The 19,303-nt window shown below is 38.4% G+C and carries 16 protein-coding genes and 1 pseudogene; 1 reads left to right on the top strand and 16 read right to left on the bottom strand.

Features of this window, described 5'->3' with window-relative positions; genetic code table 11:
• Positions 1–377: 377 nt before the first annotated feature.
• The 11 genes and pseudogenes from NSQ84_RS06765 to NSQ84_RS06715 all read right to left on the bottom strand — a co-directional run bounded on the left by NSQ84_RS06765 (position 378) and on the right by NSQ84_RS06715 (position 12,315).
• Entirely contained in the window at positions 378–2,360 is a 1,983-nt protein-coding gene (locus NSQ84_RS06765) for a methyl-accepting chemotaxis protein (RefSeq protein ID WP_339212464.1), read from the bottom strand.
• A 639-nt stretch (positions 2,361–2,999) separates the two neighbouring features.
• Positions 3,000–4,715, bottom strand: a pseudogene (gene ptsP, locus NSQ84_RS06760) (phosphoenolpyruvate--protein phosphotransferase).
• On the bottom strand, positions 4,715–4,981 hold the full coding sequence (locus tag NSQ84_RS06755; RefSeq protein WP_063389338.1) for a phosphocarrier protein HPr: 267 nt from the start codon (positions 4,979–4,981) through the stop codon (positions 4,715–4,717). The pseudogene ptsP and the gene NSQ84_RS06755 overlap by 1 nt, the downstream one beginning before the upstream one ends.
• A gap of 127 nt (positions 4,982–5,108) precedes the next feature.
• Positions 5,109–7,178, bottom strand: coding sequence for a glucose-specific PTS transporter subunit IIBC (gene ptsG / locus NSQ84_RS06750; protein ID WP_339212461.1), 2,070 nt, complete (start codon positions 7,176–7,178; stop codon positions 5,109–5,111).
• Positions 7,179–7,349: 171 nt separating this feature from the next.
• A complete protein-coding gene (locus NSQ84_RS06745) occupies positions 7,350–8,189 on the bottom strand; it encodes a PRD domain-containing protein (protein WP_063389340.1) in 840 nt (279 codons plus the stop codon).
• Between the two features lie 216 nt (positions 8,190–8,405).
• The gene (locus NSQ84_RS06740; protein WP_063389341.1) at positions 8,406–9,281 is read right to left on the bottom strand and encodes a cation diffusion facilitator family transporter; all 876 of its coding nucleotides are present in this window, start codon (positions 9,279–9,281) and stop codon (positions 8,406–8,408) included.
• Positions 9,282–9,533: 252 nt separating this feature from the next.
• Positions 9,534–9,680, bottom strand: coding sequence for a YvrJ family protein (locus tag NSQ84_RS06735; RefSeq protein WP_063389342.1), 147 nt, complete (start codon positions 9,678–9,680; stop codon positions 9,534–9,536).
• A gap of 66 nt (positions 9,681–9,746) precedes the next feature.
• Positions 9,747–9,965: a DUF2922 domain-containing protein gene (locus NSQ84_RS06730; RefSeq protein WP_063389343.1), complete on the bottom strand. Its 219-nt coding sequence runs from the start codon at positions 9,963–9,965 to the stop codon at positions 9,747–9,749.
• Positions 9,966–9,984: 19 nt separating this feature from the next.
• Positions 9,985–10,203 (bottom strand): DUF1659 domain-containing protein, encoded by a 219-nt coding sequence (locus NSQ84_RS06725; RefSeq protein WP_063389344.1) that lies wholly within the window; start codon positions 10,201–10,203, stop codon positions 9,985–9,987.
• 359 nt (positions 10,204–10,562) lie between these two features.
• On the bottom strand, positions 10,563–11,522 hold the full coding sequence (pfkA, locus tag NSQ84_RS06720; protein WP_066247956.1) for a 6-phosphofructokinase: 960 nt from the start codon (positions 11,520–11,522) through the stop codon (positions 10,563–10,565).
• A gap of 97 nt (positions 11,523–11,619) precedes the next feature.
• Positions 11,620–12,315, bottom strand: a complete 696-nt coding sequence (locus NSQ84_RS06715) for a thermonuclease family protein (RefSeq protein WP_311067148.1) — start codon at positions 12,313–12,315, stop codon at positions 11,620–11,622.
• Between the two features lie 208 nt (positions 12,316–12,523).
• Between NSQ84_RS06715 and NSQ84_RS06710 the strand changes: the two genes are divergently transcribed.
• The gene (locus NSQ84_RS06710; protein ID WP_082829436.1) at positions 12,524–12,745 is read left to right on the top strand and encodes a hypothetical protein; all 222 of its coding nucleotides are present in this window, start codon (positions 12,524–12,526) and stop codon (positions 12,743–12,745) included.
• A gap of 27 nt (positions 12,746–12,772) precedes the next feature.
• Here the strand turns inward: NSQ84_RS06710 and NSQ84_RS06705 are convergent, their stop codons facing one another.
• The 5 genes from NSQ84_RS06705 to NSQ84_RS06685 form a co-directional block, all read right to left on the bottom strand.
• Complete coding sequence (locus NSQ84_RS06705) at positions 12,773–14,671, bottom strand: heavy metal translocating P-type ATPase (RefSeq protein WP_063389348.1); 1,899 nt, start codon at positions 14,669–14,671, stop codon at positions 12,773–12,775.
• A 312-nt stretch (positions 14,672–14,983) separates the two neighbouring features.
• Positions 14,984–15,532: a TlpA disulfide reductase family protein gene (locus tag NSQ84_RS06700; RefSeq protein WP_094245542.1), complete on the bottom strand. Its 549-nt coding sequence runs from the start codon at positions 15,530–15,532 to the stop codon at positions 14,984–14,986.
• A 119-nt stretch (positions 15,533–15,651) separates the two neighbouring features.
• Positions 15,652–16,977, bottom strand: coding sequence for an oligosaccharide flippase family protein (locus tag NSQ84_RS06695; RefSeq protein ID WP_094245541.1), 1,326 nt, complete (start codon positions 16,975–16,977; stop codon positions 15,652–15,654).
• Between the two features lie 147 nt (positions 16,978–17,124).
• Positions 17,125–18,192 carry a Ger(x)C family spore germination protein gene (locus tag NSQ84_RS06690; protein ID WP_157727934.1) on the bottom strand — a complete coding sequence of 356 codons (1,068 nt, stop codon included), beginning with the start codon at positions 18,190–18,192 and terminating at the stop codon, positions 17,125–17,127.
• Between the two features lie 2 nt (positions 18,193–18,194).
• Positions 18,195–19,289, bottom strand: a complete 1,095-nt coding sequence (locus tag NSQ84_RS06685) for a GerAB/ArcD/ProY family transporter (RefSeq protein ID WP_327873536.1) — start codon at positions 19,287–19,289, stop codon at positions 18,195–18,197.
• Between the last annotated feature and the right edge of the window lie 14 nt (positions 19,290–19,303).

The following is a 19,303-nucleotide window of genomic DNA, read 5'->3' as shown; positions in this document are numbered from 1 at the left end:
GGAACTTTCGTTTTACTCCCATTCTGAATTTTTAAGCGGCATAGAGCTTCTTTTGTTTGCTCAACACTGTCAAAGGCGGCTTGCGAAGGTGCGTTTAAGCTTGTCTTCTTTCACGCAGTAGTATGTCCAAAATTCAAATCTCAAAGGGAGCTTTAAACCCATGCTTTTTCTTGACATCAACTGTTATGATTTTCTTATCTGCCTGCTCATCTAGGTGAATTGCATTCAAATCAAAAATGAAGAAGGAGCTGTCCAGAAAGTCAAATCCCTATTGAAAACAAAAAATCATAAACACCGATATATCAACGTTTCTAAAACATTAATGGGGGCGTCAATAAGCCGTAAAAACGACTTATTAGACACCCCCTGCATATTTTTTATAACTTAAAGCGTTCTACTAAGCCTTTTAAGCGGTTGCTTTCTTCGCTTAACGATTCCGCTTTTTCCGCAACCATTGAGAATGCTTTGACTTGCTCGTTCGTTGTTGCACTGACTTCTTCCGCAGAGGCAGCTAGCTGCTGGGTTACTGCAGAAATATTTTCAATCGATTCGACGACTGTTTCTTTTTGCTCATTCATCCGATTGATCGCATTTAATGTTGATTTAATGGCATTAAGCAAATCTTCCATTTTAATTGCAATTTCATGAAACGCATTGCCTGTCACTTGAACAGCTTTGTTTTGTTCTTCATGAATTTTCTTAGAACGACTCATTGCATCGTAGGCATTTTTCGTTTCAATTTGGATTCCTTCAATCATATTTTTAATGTTTTCTGTCGCTTTTGCCGATTGTTCAGCAAGGTTTCTTACTTCCTCAGCGACAACTGCAAATCCTTTACCTGATTCACCTGCTCTTGCTGCTTCAATACTTGCATTTAAAGCGAGCAAGTTCGTCTGATCTGAAATTTTGGAAATGGTCGACACGATATCAGAAATTTTTTCAACTCGATCTACAAGATTTTGTAGTACGGATTGGACCATCTCAGATTCTTTGTCAGCCTCATTTGATTTTATTTGAAGCTCATTTAGCTTTTCTAAACCATTATAGCTGGCATTTTGTGATTCGTAAGATAAATTTTCGACATTTTTTACATCATTGTTTACTTGTTGAATACAATCTTCTAATTGTTTGATTTGTCCGTTTATAATTTCCGTACTGTTTGCCTGCTCACCTGAGCCTTTTGCAATTTCCTCAATTGCAACGGAAATTTCCTCACTTGACGCAGTAGCTTCTTCCGAAACCACGTTTAATGTTTGAGCAGATTGCTGCAGCTCCTTCACGGATCCGTCCAGATCGAGGAGAATTTGTCGGATGTTATCGGTCATCTTCGTAAAGCTATTAGCCAATTTCCCGATTTCATCTTTATTTTTCACTGTTAATGTTCCGGATAAATCCCCTTCAGCCATTTTGTCGGCGTTTTTAGCTAAAAGCAAAATCGGCTTTGAAATGCTTCTCGAAACAAAACTAGTGATGAAAAATGCCACAATCAATGCAGCAATAATAATGGAAACGTTAATGCTCCGGATTGTGCGGGCTGTTTGCTCCAGATTTGCATCCGAATAGACTACACCGATTTTCCAATTTAGTTCCGTGATCGTTTCAAAAATAATGGTTGAATCTTTTCCATTTTCTTTTATAGAAGCTATACCACGTTTTTGGTTTTTAATCGCTGCCATAAGACCGTTGTTTTTATATAAATTTTTTCCGGTCATTTTCGGATGAGCGATGGCAACTCCATTTCTATCAAGCAGGAATGTATACCCTCCAAAGCCAGCTTCCACTTGCTTAACAAATTCATTAAACGTTGTTAAATTAATATCAATTCCAATAACGCCAAGCAACACCCCATCCTTTGTAATGGCCTTTGAGGCGGTAACAACATATTCTCCTTTTTCCCCATCACGATAAGGCTCTGACCACGAAACAAAGTTTGGACTTGTTACAGCGCTTTTATACCAAGGTCGTGAATTGATTATCAAATCTTCCTTTAAGTTTAACTCAGGTTCTGCAGCAACAAGAGTCTTAGTGTTGGCTACATAGACAGACCGGACCAATTGATTAGCGCTTAAAAACGATTGAAACGTTTCCTTTACGGACTGTAAAGATTGATCGTCATTTTTTTCAAGCAGCTGTGCGATTTCCGGTTCATTGCTGAAAAGCAGCAAAATTCTTTCATATTCCTGCATCTGTAAAAGCAGGTTCTTTTTCGCTTGCTTAACAATCGATTGCCCCGTATGAAACGCATCTGATTTAATGTTCTTTTGAACAAAATAATCAGACGTGAAAAAAACAACCAAAAGTGAAAAAATTAACAATATGGTGATGAGCGCTGTCAATTTCCACTGAAGCTTTTTAAACATTTGTTCCATCTCCTACATAAATCTTTATTTAATAAAAATAATTAAGAAAACTTATACGTTTTCTAATGTATATATCGGCAATCTGATTTATCTTTTTACAAAATGAAACTAATTATCTTTTTCATATTTCCAATTGGCTTTGTTTTTGGGAGCGATCTTGCATAAAAAAAGCATAGGCTGCATGTGTTTCTTCTTAAAAAAAGATACCGCCGTAGCGGTGCCGGCTGTGAAAAAGAAAAAAAGTTTTAGCAAATTGGAGGAAAGTAACAAGAAGAGATTCGGATATCGAGGGCTTCAAATTTTTGCATTTGCAAACTTATCCTAATTTATATCGTGATACCCCGTCGTTTTAGTTGCTCAAACTACAAAAAGCTTTTTATGAACTGCAGCTGCTGTGTTTTGCTTTCTATCGTTTGCATCAAATTAGCTATACGCTCGCTGCAAATCATTTTTATATTTTGATGGACTTTATCGGGATAATAAAGCGGATGTAAAAATCAAAAAATGCTGATCTCAGCGTTTTTCATATTCCATTTTACTTAGAGCCGAAATTCTTTTATATTCACCTTCCGTAAATAAATCGGCTCTTGCATCAAAAAAAGAAGCCGATTCAGATTAAACTGATCGGCTCCTTATCTTTTATATTTGGAACGTTTTTTTAACAAAAGAAACGACTTCTTCCGTTGTTTGCATAGAAAGAACTTTTTCTTTAAAGCTTTCTGCTTCCTGTTTTGAAAGCTTTTTAATTTGTGAACGCGCAGGCAAAATAGATGTTGCGCTCATGGAAAATTCATCTAATCCAAGTCCAAGCAGAAGCGGTATAGCAATCGGGTCTCCTGCCATTTCTCCGCACATTCCAACCCATTTTCCTTCTTTATGAGCTGCATCGATCACAATGGAAATTAATCGGAGGATGGCCGGATTATACGGTTGATACAAATATGAAACCCGTTCATTCATCCGGTCTGCTGCCATTGTATATTGAATTAAATCATTTGTTCCAATGCTGAAGAAATCAACCACTTTGGCAAATTGATCCGCCATAACAGCAGTTGATGGAATTTCAACCATTATTCCAACTTCGATATCATCAGCTACTTCAATACCTGCTTGAACAAGTTTTTCTTTTTCTTCGAGCAGAATAGCTTTCGCTTGATGGAATTCATCGATTGTCGCAATCATTGGAAACATGATTTTTAAGTTTCCATATTTGCTTGCGCGAAGCAGCGCTTTAAGCTGTGTCCGAAAAATATCTTGCTTTTCTAAACAAAGGCGGATGGCGCGGAATCCAAGAAAAGGATTCAGCTCCTTTGGAAGATTCAAGTAAGGAAGCTCTTTGTCCCCGCCGATATCCAATGTACGGACAACAACAGGTTTTCCTTCCATTCTCTCAAGAACTGTTTTATATGCTTCAAATTGTTCTTCTTCTGTAGGCATTTGGTCTCGTCCCATGTATAAAAATTCCGTACGGTAGAGACCTATTCCTTCACCGCCGTTGTCAAGAACACCTTGTATGTCATTAGGCGTGCCAATATTAGCGGCAAGCTCGACACGATGTCCATCCTTCGACAACGTCGGCTCGTCTTTTAATTTAGCCCATTCCGCTTTTTACTCTTCATATTTTTCTCTTTTCTTTTCATATTCGGCAATACAATCTTCACTTGGATTTATGATTACTTGTCCTTCAATCCCATCAACAATGACTAAAGCACCGCTTTCAATTTTGGCGGTAGCTTCCTTTGTTCCGACAACAGCAGGGATTTCCATAGAACGAGCCATGATCGCAGAATGGGATGTTCTTCCTCCAATATCAGTTGTAAATGCTTTAACAAAATTTTTGTTTAATTGCGCAGTATCAGAGGGTGTTAAATCTTCTGCAACAATAATGACTTCTTCATTAATTAAACTTGGATTTGGGATTTGAACGCCTAATAAATGGGCTATAACCCTTTTCGTGACATCCCGAATATCCGCTGCTCGCTCGCGCATATACTCATTTTCCATCGCTTCGAACATCGCAATAAATTGATCAGCTGTTTCCCTCATTGCAAATTCAGCGTTTACAGCTTCGTTTTCGATTTTCTCTTTGACTGGATTTAACAGCTCAGGATCGTTCAACACGAGCAAATGCGCTTCAAAAATCGCTGCTTTATCCGCACCAAGCCTTTCTTCTGTGCTGTTTTTAATTACCTCGAGCTCTGCTTTGGCGCTTTCGACAGATTGTTCAAAACGCTCAATTTCTGCTCGAATATTTTGTATTTCTTTTTTTGATACGGTTAAATCCGGCTCTTCTAGACGGTATGCCTTCGCAATAGCGATACCGTTTGATGCTGCAATCCCAGATAGCTGTATCATTATTCGCCTAACCCTTCTTTTTTGATTGTCTCTTCAATCGCTTGAAGTGCATCATTTTCATCAGCACCTGATGCTGTAACTTTAATGGTTGCTCCTTTTGGAATACCTAATGACATAACTCCCATAATAGATTTTAAGTTTACTGTTTTTCCATTGTATTCCAAATTAATGTCGGCTTCAAATTTGCTTGCCGTTTGCACTAATATAGTCGCAGGTCTTGCGTGAATTCCTGTGTCAGCGGTAATGTTGAATGTTTTTTCAGCCATTTGCATCAAATCCTTTCTGCTATTTTCTTTAAAAATTTTATCAGTGCATGTCGAGTTGTGCAAGCTGATAATCAATTATTTGTGAAACCAGCCTTGTCCGATTTAAACAAGGCCGGTTTACTAACTGCTACCGAATGGCAATAATGTTTTCTTCGCCCTTGTTTACTTTGCCTACTTTTTTCAATTCAATTGCTTCATCTTCTTTTAAATTAGTGAAGACAATCGGCGTCATAATAGAAGGAGAATGATTTTTAACATATTCAAGATCCACTTCAAGAAGTTTGTCACCCAATTTTACAGTATCGCCTTCTGAAACGAAAATGTCAAATCCTTTTCCTTTCAATTTTACTGTATCAATACCAAAATGGATCAATATTTCATGGCCAGAATCAGACTGCAAGCTAATAGCATGTTTCGTTGGAAATACATTTAACACTTTACCGTTAACAGGAGAGACGACGATACCTTCTTCAGGTACAATAGCAATCCCATCTCCCATCATTTTTCCAGAGAATACTTGATCCGGTACTTCTGTAATCGGATGAAGAGTACCTGTCATAGGCGATGAAAATGTTAAGCTTTCGCTTTGTAATTCTTCCGGCATAACATTTTCCACTTGTTCTTTAACTTCCTGCTCTGGAGAATGAACTTTTTCTGCTCTTGGAGTTCTTCCATTCATGATGTCTTGTATTTGAGTTTTTAAATTGTCCGATTTAGGGCCAAAAATTGCCTGGATGTTGTTGCCCACTTCTAAAACACCTGAAGCGCCGAGCTTTTTCAAGCGTTCTTTATCAACTTTCTTTTGATCATGAACAGATACGCGCAGCCTTGTGATACATGCATCAAGGTGCTGAATATTTTCATTTCCGCCAAGCGCCTCTAAAATGTTATATGGAAGATCTCCGGCTTTTTCGCTCTCCTGCTCATCATCAGACGTTTCAACACTTGCATCTTCCCGTCCAGGAGTTTTCAGGTTGAATTTTCGGATGGCAAATCGGAAACCGAAATAGTAAATGACCGCAAATACAAGCCCAACTGGGATAACGAGCCACCAAGCTGTTCGATTCGGAAGGACGCCAAATAATATAAAGTCGATCACTCCGCCTGAAAAAGTCATTCCAATTTTAACATGTAAAATATGCATGACCATAAAGGATAGTCCTGCAAATATCGCATGAATCGCAAACAAAAGCGGTGCTACAAACAAAAAGCTGAATTCAATCGGTTCTGTAATTCCTGTTAAAAACGATGTTAACGCGGCAGAACCCATAATCCCTGCGACCACTTTTTTATTCTCGGGTTTGGCTTCGTGATAAATAGCGAGTGCTGCGGCAGGGAGACCGAACATCATAAACGGAAATTTACCTGTCATAAACGTTCCAGCTGTTAATTCCACACCGTCCTTGATTTGGGCAAAGAAAATGGCCTGATCGCCGCGAACAACGTGCCCTGCTTCGTTTACATAAGAACCAAATTCATACCAAAAAGGAGCATAGAAAATATGATGTAATCCAAACGGAATCAATGAACGTTCAATCACACCGAAAATAAAAGCGGCGAGCGTTTTGTTCGTCTCAAGTATTCCTTGAGAAAACTGGTTTAATGCCCCTTGGATCGGCGGCCAAATAAAGTACATCGCAATCCCTAATAGAACAGCGGACGCAGCTGTCACAATTGGAACAAACCGCTTTCCGGCAAAAAATCCTAAATATTGCGGAAGCTCAATTTTATAATATTTGTTGTACATATAAGCAGCTATGATACCTACTATGATCCCGCCAAACACACCTGTTTGCAAAGTCTCAATTCCGAGAACGTTTGCAAATGCTGGATCAGAACTAATATCTTTAGGCATTTGACCCAAACCTGTTAAAATACCGTTCATTGTAACATTCATAATTAAGTAGCCGATGACTGCTGCAATCCCTGCAACTCCATCGCCGTTTGCAAGACCGATCGCAACGCCGACTGCAAATAACAACGGCAGGTTGGAGAATACAATTTGCCCAGCTTGCTCCATGACGCTTGCGATAAGCACGATCCAGTCGTTCGTTAAAGCAGGAATTCTATCTGTTAAATCCGGATTTTGCATAGCATTACCAAATGCAAGCAAAATACCTGCTGCAGGAAGAAGCGCTACCGGCAGCATAAGCGCGCGTCCTATTTTTTGTAAAACACCGAAAATTGATTTAAACATAACATGACCTCCTTATAATTATCATTTGACAAATGCAGCAAGAATAATCGATGTATTAGAAAAAACAAAAAAGGCATGGTGAAACAAGGCGTCAACTGTACGAAAACAAATCCCTATACAGTACACCTTGCTCACTCATGCCTGATCGAATCAGTAACACGTGCGCAAAATTTATTCTTTTTTTGCTATTCGATATAAATGCATCGTTAAATAAACAGCTTCTGCTTCATCAATTTGTTTTTTCAATACTTGCTGCATCATTTTAATCATTTTCCATGCAACATTATAGCATAGAGGATATTTTTTTTTCAACAATAAAGCTAATTCTTCTGGTTCTTCCGTTTTTTCCTCTTTGAGAACCCTTTCAATTGTTGCCTGAAGATGCCTTACAAGCCGCAAATAATTAAAGCTTTCTTTATCAAGCTGGATGTTTAAGGAATCTTCTGCAACTTCGATTAACTGAGCAATAAGCTGAGAATGGCGGTTCACTTCAGAAATTGATTTATGCGTTATGGCGCTGTGAATGTGGAGAGCGATGAAACCGATCTCACCTTTGGGCAGCTTGATTTTCAGCTTATCTTCAATAATGGACACCACTTCACTAGCAATATTATATTCTTTCGGATAAAGCACTTCAGTCTCTGATAAAAAAGGGTTTTTGATGTCCATCCCCTGCTCGATCCTCTTAATTGCGAACGTAATATGGTCTGTTAAAGCTATATGAATATGTTCATTCAGAGGAAGTCCGACTTTCTTTGAAATGTGGGCAATACAGTCTGAAACAACTTCTATCATCTTCTCGTTTGTATAAGGAAGAAGTTTTTTATATTGTTCCTGTTCTTGTTCGTTTTTCAGCACAAATATCTTTTCAACTGTTTCGTTGGAAATCAGCTCCCCCCTTTTTTTTCCGAAACCGATTCCTTTTCCAATCAAGACGACTTCCTGAAAGGTGTCGTGGCCAGCTATTAATACATTATTATTCAACACCTTTTTTACTTTAAAGGACCCCATGTTTAAAAAGACGCTCCTTTACCAGAAATCTATATAATCGTACAAAAAAAGAACGGGGAGGTCAATGCATTTTGCACTCAGCAAAAGCAAGAAAAAATTTACAATCGAACACCTAAGACTGGGGGTGAGGCATCTAAAATGGAAATAGAAAATTTAGTTTTTTCATCTTTCTCGGCAGTTCATACTTTCCTTTCCAAAAATGAAGAGTCCGTTTTTTCAACTGTCGCCTTTTAAAGGTTCTATATGCACATGTACGTTCGTAATATTAAATTCTTCCGTCAGCCTTCTTTCCACTTCATCACAAATCGCATGGCTTTCAACGACATTTAAATTAGAATGAACTTTAATGACAACATCAACATATACGGTGCTTCCGACATATCTGGCTTTAATATCTTCAAGCGATTGAACCCCGGGTATATTGTTAATTGTTTCTTTATATTTGTCTAACTCCTTCTCTGAAAATCCGTCCGTTAAGGAATGAACCGCTTCTTTGAAGATATCCCAAGCAGTTTTGCAAATAAGCACTCCGATGATCATCGCAACAACTGTGTCCATCCATGCGATATGAAATTGCGCCGCCAAAATCCCTAGGAATGTTCCGACACTGACATATGCATCGGATCGATTGTCCATAGCTGCTGCCATGAGCGCTTGACTTTTTATTTTTTTCGCAAGTCTTACATTAAATAAATAAACGGAAAACATGACGATTGCTGAGCCGATAGCCGTCCATGCCGCGATCAAATCAGGTGATTCTGTTTTCGGGTTTATGATTGATTTTGCTCCTTCAGTAAGAACTTCAAAACCAACCATGACCATAATCAATGATGCAATTAAAGACGCAATGGTTTCTGCCCGAAAATGTCCATAGTGATGATCTTGGTCAGGAGGACGCTGCGATATTTTTAATCCGACTAAAACCGCGATCGAAGCAATTACATCAGTCCCGTTGTTCAGTCCGTCAGCCATTAAAGCTTCCGAATGAAAAAAATATCCGACCGCTATCTTTACAACGGTCAACAAAATATAGGCTGCAATGCTAATCCATGCTCCCCGTTCACCCTTTTTTAAATTTTGATAAACTTCCACCTTCCACTAACTCCATTCGTTTAGTCTGCCATTTATACTATCAAAAAAACATGTAAAGGTCTATACATACAGATTATTTCCTTGTTACAAAAGGTTTAATATCAAAAGGTTTTTCTGAAATCAAAGCGATCATTCCAATATGGAGATTAGTAAAACAAGGAAAAATATAAATTATTTCATTTTTTTTACATTACATTAAAAAAATATAGCAACCAAACTTTTTACAGTTTGATTGCTATCAATCGAGAGAGATTAATTTTCTTTTTGTGTCAAATAAACCGGGATCATTTGAATCGAATGGTTTAAGTCATCAAGCTTGCCTTCAATCCGGTGAAGCAAATAGAGCGTCACAACAATAGGAAAACCGACATCGCTGATAAACGACAGCCAATCGTGCAAACCAATCCCTCCCTTTATGGCATCTGAAATCCGGCCTGTTCCCGAACCGGAAACAGGCCGCTTCCGTCAGCTCATCGTATATTCTGTCACCGTTTGCTCAATAATTCTGGCTCCTTTTTTTGAAACGAGCGAACCCCCAGAAGAAGTAAAAACATTTGATTGAATGATTGTTTCCATAGCTTGACCAATTTGCTCTGCTGTTAATGAATCCTTAGGTTCATCAACATTAATTCTGACTGTCTTTCCTTCCGTATTGGCAAAAAGAAGATCGAGCGATTTAGACATTTTTTCACCCCCAGATTACTTATGCATTAATTTGATGCGTATCGTTTCGTTCCACTTTGGCAAGCGGCATTTTTTGAAGACTGGCAATTGCTTGGGCTGCTCTAAGCAAATCATCTGCACTAGCTGACGTTTTAATATTGCTGTAATTTTTATAGCGATACAGCGGCTTGCCGGAATGATCAAAACCTTCTTCAAAAACAAGACGCAATTGTGATTTGACCGGTTGAACCTCAGCCATTGCTCGCACCTCCTTTCACCTTCTTTATATAAAGAAATGAAAAAAAAGGGGCAGCAAATATGTAAAAAGGTGAAAAAAGAAATGAAAACGGAGCCCTGTCGCTGCAGACAACGGCTGTTGATGCCGTTTTGACCATTTCCAATAAACGGAATCTCTTTGGTTTCGTCAATATTTTATTTGGATAAAACTAAATGTTTGAGTAATGAATTTCATCAAAATTAAAAAAGCATTTACGAAGTGCTCTCTTTTATTATGAAAGTGGTCAAACCCCATTAAAAAAGGAGACTTCGTAAATGCAAAACTATTGTGTATCACAAAACGGAACGGATGAAAAAATAAAAGAGCGGTGTCCGCTCTTTTTAAATAGAAAGCTGTTTTGACAACGTATATAATTCTCCGATTGGTTCGCTCTTTTCTTTCAATATCTCTTCAATATCATGATCAACGATTTGGTTTTTCTGTATTCCGACTGCTCTTCCGCCTTTTCCTTCTAACAGAAGCTCAACTGCTCTCGCTCCCATTCTGGAAGCAAGAACTCTATCAAATCCAGTTGGAGAGCCGCCGCGCTGAATATGTCCTAATACCGATACTCGCGTCTCAATGCCGTATTTTTCCTTTAAAATATCGGCAAGTTTTGATGCGCTCATAACTCCTTCAGCTAACGCAATAATGGAATGTTTTTTCCCGCGTTCAACACCATGCTCCAACCGCTTGACAATATCATCTAAGTCAAACGATCTTTCAGGGATTAAGATCGTTTCAGCGCCTCCAGCTACTCCTGCCCAAAGCGCTATATCACCAGCATGCCGCCCCATCACTTCGATTATAAAAATCCGCTCATGGGATTGCGCTGTGTCCCTAATTTGGTCCATTGCCCTTACAACCGTATTTAGAGCTGTATCAAATCCGATCGTGAAATCTGTTCCTGGAATATCGTTATCGATCGTTCCAGGCAATCCAATGCAAGGGAAGCCTTTTTCCGTCAGCTTCAAAGCCCCTCGGTATGATCCGTCTCCGCCAATTACAACAAGACCTTCAATTTCAAATGATTTTAATTGTTGAATCGCAAGAAGCTGTCCTTCTTCTGTTTTAAATTGTTCAGAGCGCGACGATTGGAGAATCGTGCCGCCGCGGTGAATAATGTCCCCTACAGAGCCAAGCTCTAATTTTTTTATGTCACCGTTAATTAATCCTTGATATCCATGGTATACTCCATAAACTTCCAACCCATGAAATATCCCTTTTCTTACAACTGCACGTATTCCAGCATTCATCCCCGGAGAATCTCCGCCAGACGTTAATACAGCTATTCGTTTCATTCCATCACCTCATTATGCAGTTCAATAATTGCTGCCATCTCATGTTTTAATAAAATGTATTATATCAAAAAATTTTCCCGCTTAAATGATTTTCTCGTTATTCAGCTTTTCGAAATCCGGCTTCTTTTGCTTCCTCCTCTGTACAAAACATCATTTCTGGTTTTGTTATATAATAGTGCCTGCTGCCAGGCATATGGTATATTTTTTCACCTTTTGAATTAATGTTTCCTTTTATGTCGCAGCCCTCTTTTTTGTCGTCTTGTCCAATCTTATCATTAAATCCATCGTTTGTAACATAGTTTTCTATACTCCAGATTCCGATTTCTTTTTGCTGGGCTTTTTTTTGAACATCCAAAAAACGGTCTACATATTTTGTATTTGGCTGATGAACGTATGCGACGCGGGCTAGCCCGTTTTCAAGCAGCATTTCATTAAACATTTGTCCGTTTATATATAAATAAACAAGCAATCTTCCATACTTGTCACGTTCTCTAACGCCAAGCTCTAATTCAACTTTTTTGTCTGACAGCATTTCTTTTGCAAAATTGCTTGCTTCGATTGCAAATGGCTGCACAGGCTTCGTTGGGTGTACAGATTCAGGAGTATCGACAAGAAGAAGTCGGATTGTTTCTTTTTTATTGTTGACGATGACTTTCATCGTATCACCATCGACGACATCAATTACTTTGGCTTCCAACCGATTGTTTACGGCTGAATCATCTTTTTGCCAAAGCTCCCATCCGAAAAATAATGCAAGCAAACCAAAAAATAAAACAATCCATTTTCTCCACATGATGTTCTTCCTCTCTATTGTGTCCATTCAATGAAATATCATTTTAAGCGAAAAGAACATTCATATCAATAAGAAATGTGGAGGATTTTTCACCTTCAAAGTTATTTTAAATGTTGTTTACATTTTTCTCGGAATATTTTATAAATAAAACCATTCTAGTATAATAATAATGGTAAAGCAATCGGGGGAGTTAAGGAGTGTATTTTTTGTGACATTTATCAAAAGAAATATCGTCCCGATCCTCTGCTTGGCGGCATTTTCGTCACCCATAATCGGCATGATGTTAATTGATGTGTATTATTACAGTTCGGTAATCGGGTGGGTGGTTGGATTCATTTTTATTGTAGCTGCATACATAATTGTAACGAAACGACCCGATGACTCTGAACCAAATGACTTTTTAAAAGAAAATAAAAGGCGGATCATATAGCTTAATCCGCCTTGTTATTCTTCTTATTTATGATCTTAATAGCCGCAATCCATTTAAAATGACAAGTATGGTGCTTCCTTCGTGGCCAATGACTCCGAACGGCAAGTCAATGACTTGAAGGAAATTAGCACATATGAGAAGGGCGATGACCGATAGAGAAAAGGCAATATTTTGTTTCACAATTTTGTTCATTTTTTGCGACAATTCGATCGCTTTGATCAATTTCGTTAAATCGTTTTTCATTAATACAACATCTGCTGTTTCCAAAGCAACATCCGTTCCCTCCCCCATTGCTATACCGACAGATGCTGTTTTTAAAGCTGGTGCGTCATTGATACCGTCGCCGATCATCGCCGTTACGCCGAATTGTTTATTCAACTGCTTTATTCGGTCAACTTTGCTTTCAGGCAGACATTCACCGTGAAATTCATCAACGGATGCCTCTTTAGCAATGGCTTCAGCTGACGCTTTCGTATCGCCCGTCAGCATCACCGTATAGATGCCTTTGCTTTTCAATTCATCCATCAAATTTTTCATATCAGGTCTAAGTACATCTTTTAAAGCGATGCTTGCGGCAATTCCTTTTTCGTCTTTAACATAAACAACCGTTTTTCCTTGTTTGTATAATTTCTTGGAAACAGAGTTTTGAAATTGTTCAGCCTCTTCTTTTCCGACAAACGCAGCTTTCCCAACGAATATTTTCTGCCCGTTCCAAGAAGCAGAAACTCCAAACCCTGAATGTTCATCCACTGATACCCATTCATCTTTCAGTCCTTTTACATTTTCCTGAATATAAGCTGTAATAGCTTTGGCAAGAGGATGGGAGGATTGCCGCTCAATATTATAAACTGCTTGTAGCAGCTCTGTTTTTTCGATGTCTGGGCGTACGATTACGTCCGTGACGATCGGCTCGCCTTTTGTCAAAGTTCCCGTTTTATCAAACGCGACCGCCCGAATTTTATTAAGACGCTCTAAATGTACGCCCCCTTTAAACAAAATGCCGTTTCTTGCCCCGTTAGAAATAGCGGATAACGTCGCCGGCATGATCGAGGCGACGAGCGCGCACGGGGAAGCCACTACCATAAACACCATCGATCTGTAAAAAGCTTCCTGAAAGCTCCAGCCTAATAAAAATGGAGGAGCAAACATCAAAACAGCCACTGCAATAAGCACACCTTTTACATACGTTCCTTCAAATTTTTCAATAAATTGCTGGGACGGAGATTTTTCAGATTGGGCGTTTTGCACCAGTTCAATAATTTTTTGAAAAAGCGTTTCCGATGCTTTTTTCGTTACGCGAACGGTGATCGATCCATTTACGTTTACAGTCCCTGCATACACTTCACTTCCAGGCTCTTTCTCAACCGGGATGGATTCGCCCGTTATAGCTGATTCATCCACTGTCGTATGACCATTTATGAGCTGGCCATCCACCGGAATGCGGTCCCCGGGCTTCACAATGATCAAATCTCCAATCGATAAAGTGGAAACATGCACTTTTTCTTCCCGTCCATCTACTAAAAGCAGCGCTTCTTCAGGCTGCAATTCCATCAATGAAGAGATCTCCTTGTTTGTTTTGTTCATTGTATACGTTTCTAATGCGCCGCTTAGGGCAAAAATAAAAATTAAAATCGCTCCTTCAAGCCAATGGCCGATGATTGCCGAACCGATAGCAGCAAAAACCATCAGCAGCTCTACATTCAACTTGCCTTCGCGGATCGTTTCTTCAATTCCCTCTTTAGCTTTGGCAAATCCCCCTATAACGAATGCGAAAATAAATAAAATCGTTGATATGATGTTGAAATCATCTATGCTAAGCAGCCAAGCGAAAAAAATGAGAACACCTGACACAATGGCCGCAATCATTTCAACATGCTGTTTCAACCCTTGAAATAATTCCGTATTATGAAACATCTTTGCTTCCATTCTCACTTACAACCTCCTAACTGAGAATAAAATTCAGCTTCACTTCTATTGAATTCCATATGCTATTCTTGGCGACTAGTAAAAAACTATTAAAATATCAACATCTATATGTATATTATATATCAACAATTATTTTTTTCAAGTAATAATTATATTAATTTTAAATTAATAATTAATATTAATAATTATTATCATTCTCAATCACGGTTTTTTACAGATCAAAAACGCAGGTTGGAAAATCGGTCGATTCATATGTTAAGCATTAAAATTCTATTTTTTAAAAAAGGAAAAGCACAGAAGCTTCGCTGTGCTTTACAAATCGGTTAAACGTTTTAATTGTTCGGTTGTTACGGGACCAATGATTTTTTTAAACACCTGTCCTTGTTCATCGATTATAAAAGTAGTGGGAATGACCATAACCTTGTATAATTTCATGACTTCGCCTTTTTCATCAAAAAGCACAGGAAAATCAAATCCGCTCTTTGATAAAAAAGACTTTACTTCTTCTTTTCCCCCTTCTTCTGAAGTAATGTTAATTCCTAAAAATGCGACGTGCTCAGAATCCGCTTGTTCATAAAAACGTTGAAGCTCAGGCAATTCTTCCTTACATGGAGGGCACCACGTCGTCCAAAAATTGATCACGACCTTTTTCCCTTTAAAATCCGAAAGTTTTACCATCTTGCCGTCAGTTGTTGGCAAAACAAAATTGTTAGCGGGCACTTTCGAATTTTCTTTCGTTATTATTTCTTTCATGGTTGTTTTGCTCGGTGCATTTTCTTGTTTCAAATCGCTCTCTTGACTTCCTAAAAACACACATGATATAAGCAGAAAATGAAAAAGCAAGGCAGCTGTTTTTTTCAAAACGCTTCCCCCTTCATGAGAGCACTATTTTTTTCCATTCAATGATGGAAAAATGATGACTTTCGCTATTTCATACTTTATTGCTGCGATAGATCACAGTAGAGACAACCTGGAAAATCTTAATGAACACGTTTTTCCTTCAGCGACCAATAGCCAATGCCGATTTTTTGGCATATTGTCATATAATGCATTAACAATTGCAGCAATCCTCCTGCATTGAGCCCGATAATAACTCCTGACATTTGCCATTCTGGCTGCGATCCAAGCAAAAAGATGACGACAAACGAGATAAAATGCGCCCAAACCGTATGAAACAAAGCATCTTTTATTAAATTCAGACCGATCAAATACGCTTGCAGCGGAATGATCAAAAAGTGGGTAAAAAAGTACGGCCATAAAAGCTTTAAAAAAAGTGTTGCAGTAGTTCCGTTGACAAACAAACTTGTAAGCGGCTCAGCAAAAGCAAACATAATCACAATCGCAGGTATTCCGTAAAGCATTGTCATTCCGAGCGATTGCTGCAAAAGCTTCTTTAAAAGTTCCTGGTTTCCTTTAGCAAACGCTTCTGATACAGTTGGGATCAAAATCGTTAACAGTGCATGAGCGATAAACGCGGGAAAAAAGCCGATCGTCATCGCAACTCCGGAAAGCAGACCGAACTGTTCTGTCGCTCCAACCTCCGAAACACCTGCTGCCATTAATGCATATTTGATTAAAAACGGCTGAATCGCATGTGTCATAGAATGAAAAATGCGCAAAATTGTTGTCGGAACAGAGACACGAAATAAACTCCGCCGGATCAAAGCTGTTTTGGATGAAGCGAGCGTGTTTTTTTTTAGTTCTTGCGCCTGATAGACATAAACGGTAAGCAAATAAAGAACAATAACGGCTTCGCTTGTAATAAATGAGCTTAACCCTGCAATGACAGACATTTCAGGAGAAAATTCAAACAGGTTGAACAGCAAAATGAGCAGAATAAGCTGAACAAGCTTGCGAAATCCATTTGCAAATGCAATTTTCCCCATTTGCTGCGTGCCCATTAAATAGCCTCTAGCAATAGAGGAAAAAGAAATCATCGGAACAAGCAGTACAAATAAAACCGTAACGGAAGGATGATAGCTTTTTAGCGGCGGAAGAGCAGGAAACAGCAAAAAAACAATTAAGCTGAAGCAAATGCTGATCCACAAAGTTAGGCGAAAAGCATATTTCAACATTGGCCAATGGTACGGCTTTTCAGTTTCCGCCACATATTTTGAAATAGATATCGGCAATTCAAAGCTTGCTAACACGATAATGAAAAACATAATAGGCATGATCGACATATAGTGGCCGATGCCTTCTTCACCAAGTTCCCGCGTCAATACCATGTTAATCATAAAATCAAAGCATTCCCCTAGAAACGAAGCAACGATTAAAAGCAGAGCTCCCTTAAAAAAAGTTTTCATTTTTCCTCCCTCTTTTCTTATTTCATGCATATGAGACAAGTTCAAAAACATGACAGAGGATCGGAAGAGGGAGGAAAATTTTTAGTCAGCCTTTTTTATTTCTGTTTCTCGTTTCATTGGCCAAACGAAGCAATCAAATATTTAGAATTATTGCACCACACCAGTTTCAGTAATTTTTACATCCGCATGCACATCGACTTCCATCTTTGAATAAATATCCCTCCAATTTTTCAATTTTCTTAAACCTCTCGAATGGCTTAAAATTTCTTCCCCTAATCCAACCGGATCAATGTTTTTCTCTTTAAACATATCGATCATCTCCATACTGTTCTTCACAATTTCCTTTTCAAACGCTTTTTCAGCTTTTTTTAAGATTTCCGGACGAACAGTCCCTTCCGAATATTCGCGTAGATACCCTTCAATTTCCAGCTCTATCGTTAAATGGAACGGATTTTTTTCATCGATGTTCGCTCTTCTTTTCGAACGGATGCTTTCTATAGATGCTTTATTTCCATCATCCATTGTGATCGTATGAATTCCTTTAACATATCGATCGGAAAGAAGCTTAAAATAAAAAAGCTGATCATTTTCGATTTCGCCAACCATTTTGTCCTTTTGAAACAAGGCAAGTCCAGTTATTTTGACATGGTCGTTTTTCTTTTCTAATAAAGGTAAAGAAGGGTCTTTTCCTTTCATGCGAAAGTTGCGCAAATATGTGTGTAAATTGATAATCGGCAAATTTTCCCGGTGCATATTATGCTCCACTAAATTACGAAAGTACGTGGCAGTCCCCTGTTGTCCATATTTTCCTTCCAGCAAATTTTTCGCTTCACCTTTGCAGACCGCTAAAATAACCTTTGAACCGACGCTTGCATCTCGTTCAAGCGAGTCGACATATTTTTCAATTCCCTGTTTTGCTACGTCTTCACTGTAAAGAGCAAATTGCAATTTTCCATAAACTAGAGGGGCTGGCGACTCCTTTTGCAAATCGGAAATCAGATCCCTGCTTAAATCTGATTCGACCGTCATCACCTTGCTGTCGACCGGCTGCTCCTTTTTATATTCAGGAGCAACAATGGTTCCTTTAATTTTATTGCCTTCGCCGACATCGTATCCAATAACCATCACTAAATTGACATCATCAATAATTTCTTTATCCAGACATCCATAAAGCATCAGCATGAACAACATAATGAAGGAGAGAATTTTCCACATGTTTATGTTCTCCTTTTCCATAAATCCCGTACAAACGTAATGAGGTATAAAACCGGAATATAGCAAAATACAATACCAAGAGCATACATATTGATGATCTTATTTAATAATTGAATATCTTCTTTATCAACAATGACATTGACTATAAAAAACATGACGACCAGAACAGAAATGATTACCTTCTTTTCTGTTATTCCAAAAATTTCTGTTATACCTCTTTTGGCGCTCCACAACATGACGCAAATATTCGGCAAGATGACGAGAGACCAAGAAGCAATGCCGATATATTCGAATCTTTCAACAAAAGGAAGTTCAACAATTTTCCACATCGCTAGCGTCGCCCATTTATTGCGCAATATTTCTTCTTCCGCAGAATAATAAACGATCGAAACAATCATGATGATGATATATGAACAGGTTGTAAATAAATTTCCAATATGAGCCCATTTTTGGGATTTGTCAATATTTTTGACAAAGGGGTAATACAAAAAAAGAGTTTCAAAACCAATAACAGTTATGACCATCTGCATCGTTCCCATGAAAATTTCCTGAGGTGAATGATCCATAATTGGCAAGAGGTGCTGAAGATCTGCAAAACGAGTCGGGAAAATTAAAAATGTAAGAAAAATCCAAAGCGGCAGAACCACTCCAAAAAAAGCAAATCCGGTTACTACCCGAAATCCACCGTTAAAAATGTAATAAAGCAATCCCATAAAAATCGCAGTATAAATCCAAATATTTAAATCTTCAAACATCCACACCTTCAAAATTTCAATATATCCTATTAATATGGCGCAGCTTCCAAGAAAAAAATAGATGATCCAAACAATGTTCAATCCATTGCCGACCCATTTTCCAAACAAATCGTGCTGCAGTGTCATTAAGCTTCCGCTTGAACGTTTCAAAATTTGATAGATCATCCAAATGTACAGATGAACAATAAGACCGATCAAAATAACTGAAATCCATGAATCATGTCCCGCATACTTGACGACATTTTTTTGAAAACCTAATACACCGATGCCGAATTGAGTGCTGTGCACTAAATAAAAAACGAGCGGTGCGGAAACTTTATGACGTTCTGCTATTTGCGCCAAGTTGGATTCCTCCT

It is taken from the genome of Aeribacillus sp. FSL K6-3256 (assembly GCF_037965805.1).
Classification (GTDB): domain Bacteria; phylum Bacillota; class Bacilli; order Bacillales; family Aeribacillaceae; genus Aeribacillus; species Aeribacillus composti.
The sequence above is the reverse complement of the archived record's forward strand: the minus strand, read 5'-3'. Positions and strand labels throughout refer to the sequence as shown.

Excerpts from the sequence above, each read along its gene's own strand:
- pfkA (WP_066247956.1), bottom strand. The coding sequence starts at position 11,522 with ATGAAACGAATAGCTGTATTAACGTCTGGCGGAGATTCTCCGGGGATG.
- NSQ84_RS06745 (WP_063389340.1), bottom strand. The coding sequence starts at position 8,189 with ATGGGGTCCTTTAAAGTAAAAAAGGTGTTGAATAATAATGTATTAATA.
- NSQ84_RS06695 (WP_094245541.1), bottom strand. The coding sequence starts at position 16,977 with ATGAAAACTTTTTTTAAGGGAGCTCTGCTTTTAATCGTTGCTTCGTTT.
- NSQ84_RS06730 (WP_063389343.1), bottom strand. The coding sequence starts at position 9,965 with ATGTCTAAATCGCTCGATCTTCTTTTTGCCAATACGGAAGGAAAGACA.
- ptsG (WP_339212461.1), bottom strand. The coding sequence starts at position 7,178 with ATGTTTAAATCAATTTTCGGTGTTTTACAAAAAATAGGACGCGCGCTT.
- NSQ84_RS06725 (WP_063389344.1), bottom strand. The coding sequence starts at position 10,203 with ATGGCTGAGGTTCAACCGGTCAAATCACAATTGCGTCTTGTTTTTGAA.
- NSQ84_RS06690 (WP_157727934.1), bottom strand. The coding sequence starts at position 18,192 with ATGTGGAAAATTCTCTCCTTCATTATGTTGTTCATGCTGATGCTTTAT.
- NSQ84_RS06705 (WP_063389348.1), bottom strand. The coding sequence starts at position 14,671 with ATGGAAGCAAAGATGTTTCATAATACGGAATTATTTCAAGGGTTGAAA.
- NSQ84_RS06755 (WP_063389338.1), bottom strand. The coding sequence starts at position 4,981 with ATGGCTGAAAAAACATTCAACATTACCGCTGACACAGGAATTCACGCA.
- NSQ84_RS06765 (WP_339212464.1), bottom strand. The coding sequence starts at position 2,360 with ATGTTTAAAAAGCTTCAGTGGAAATTGACAGCGCTCATCACCATATTG.
- NSQ84_RS06715 (WP_311067148.1), bottom strand. The coding sequence starts at position 12,315 with ATGTGGAGAAAATGGATTGTTTTATTTTTTGGTTTGCTTGCATTATTT.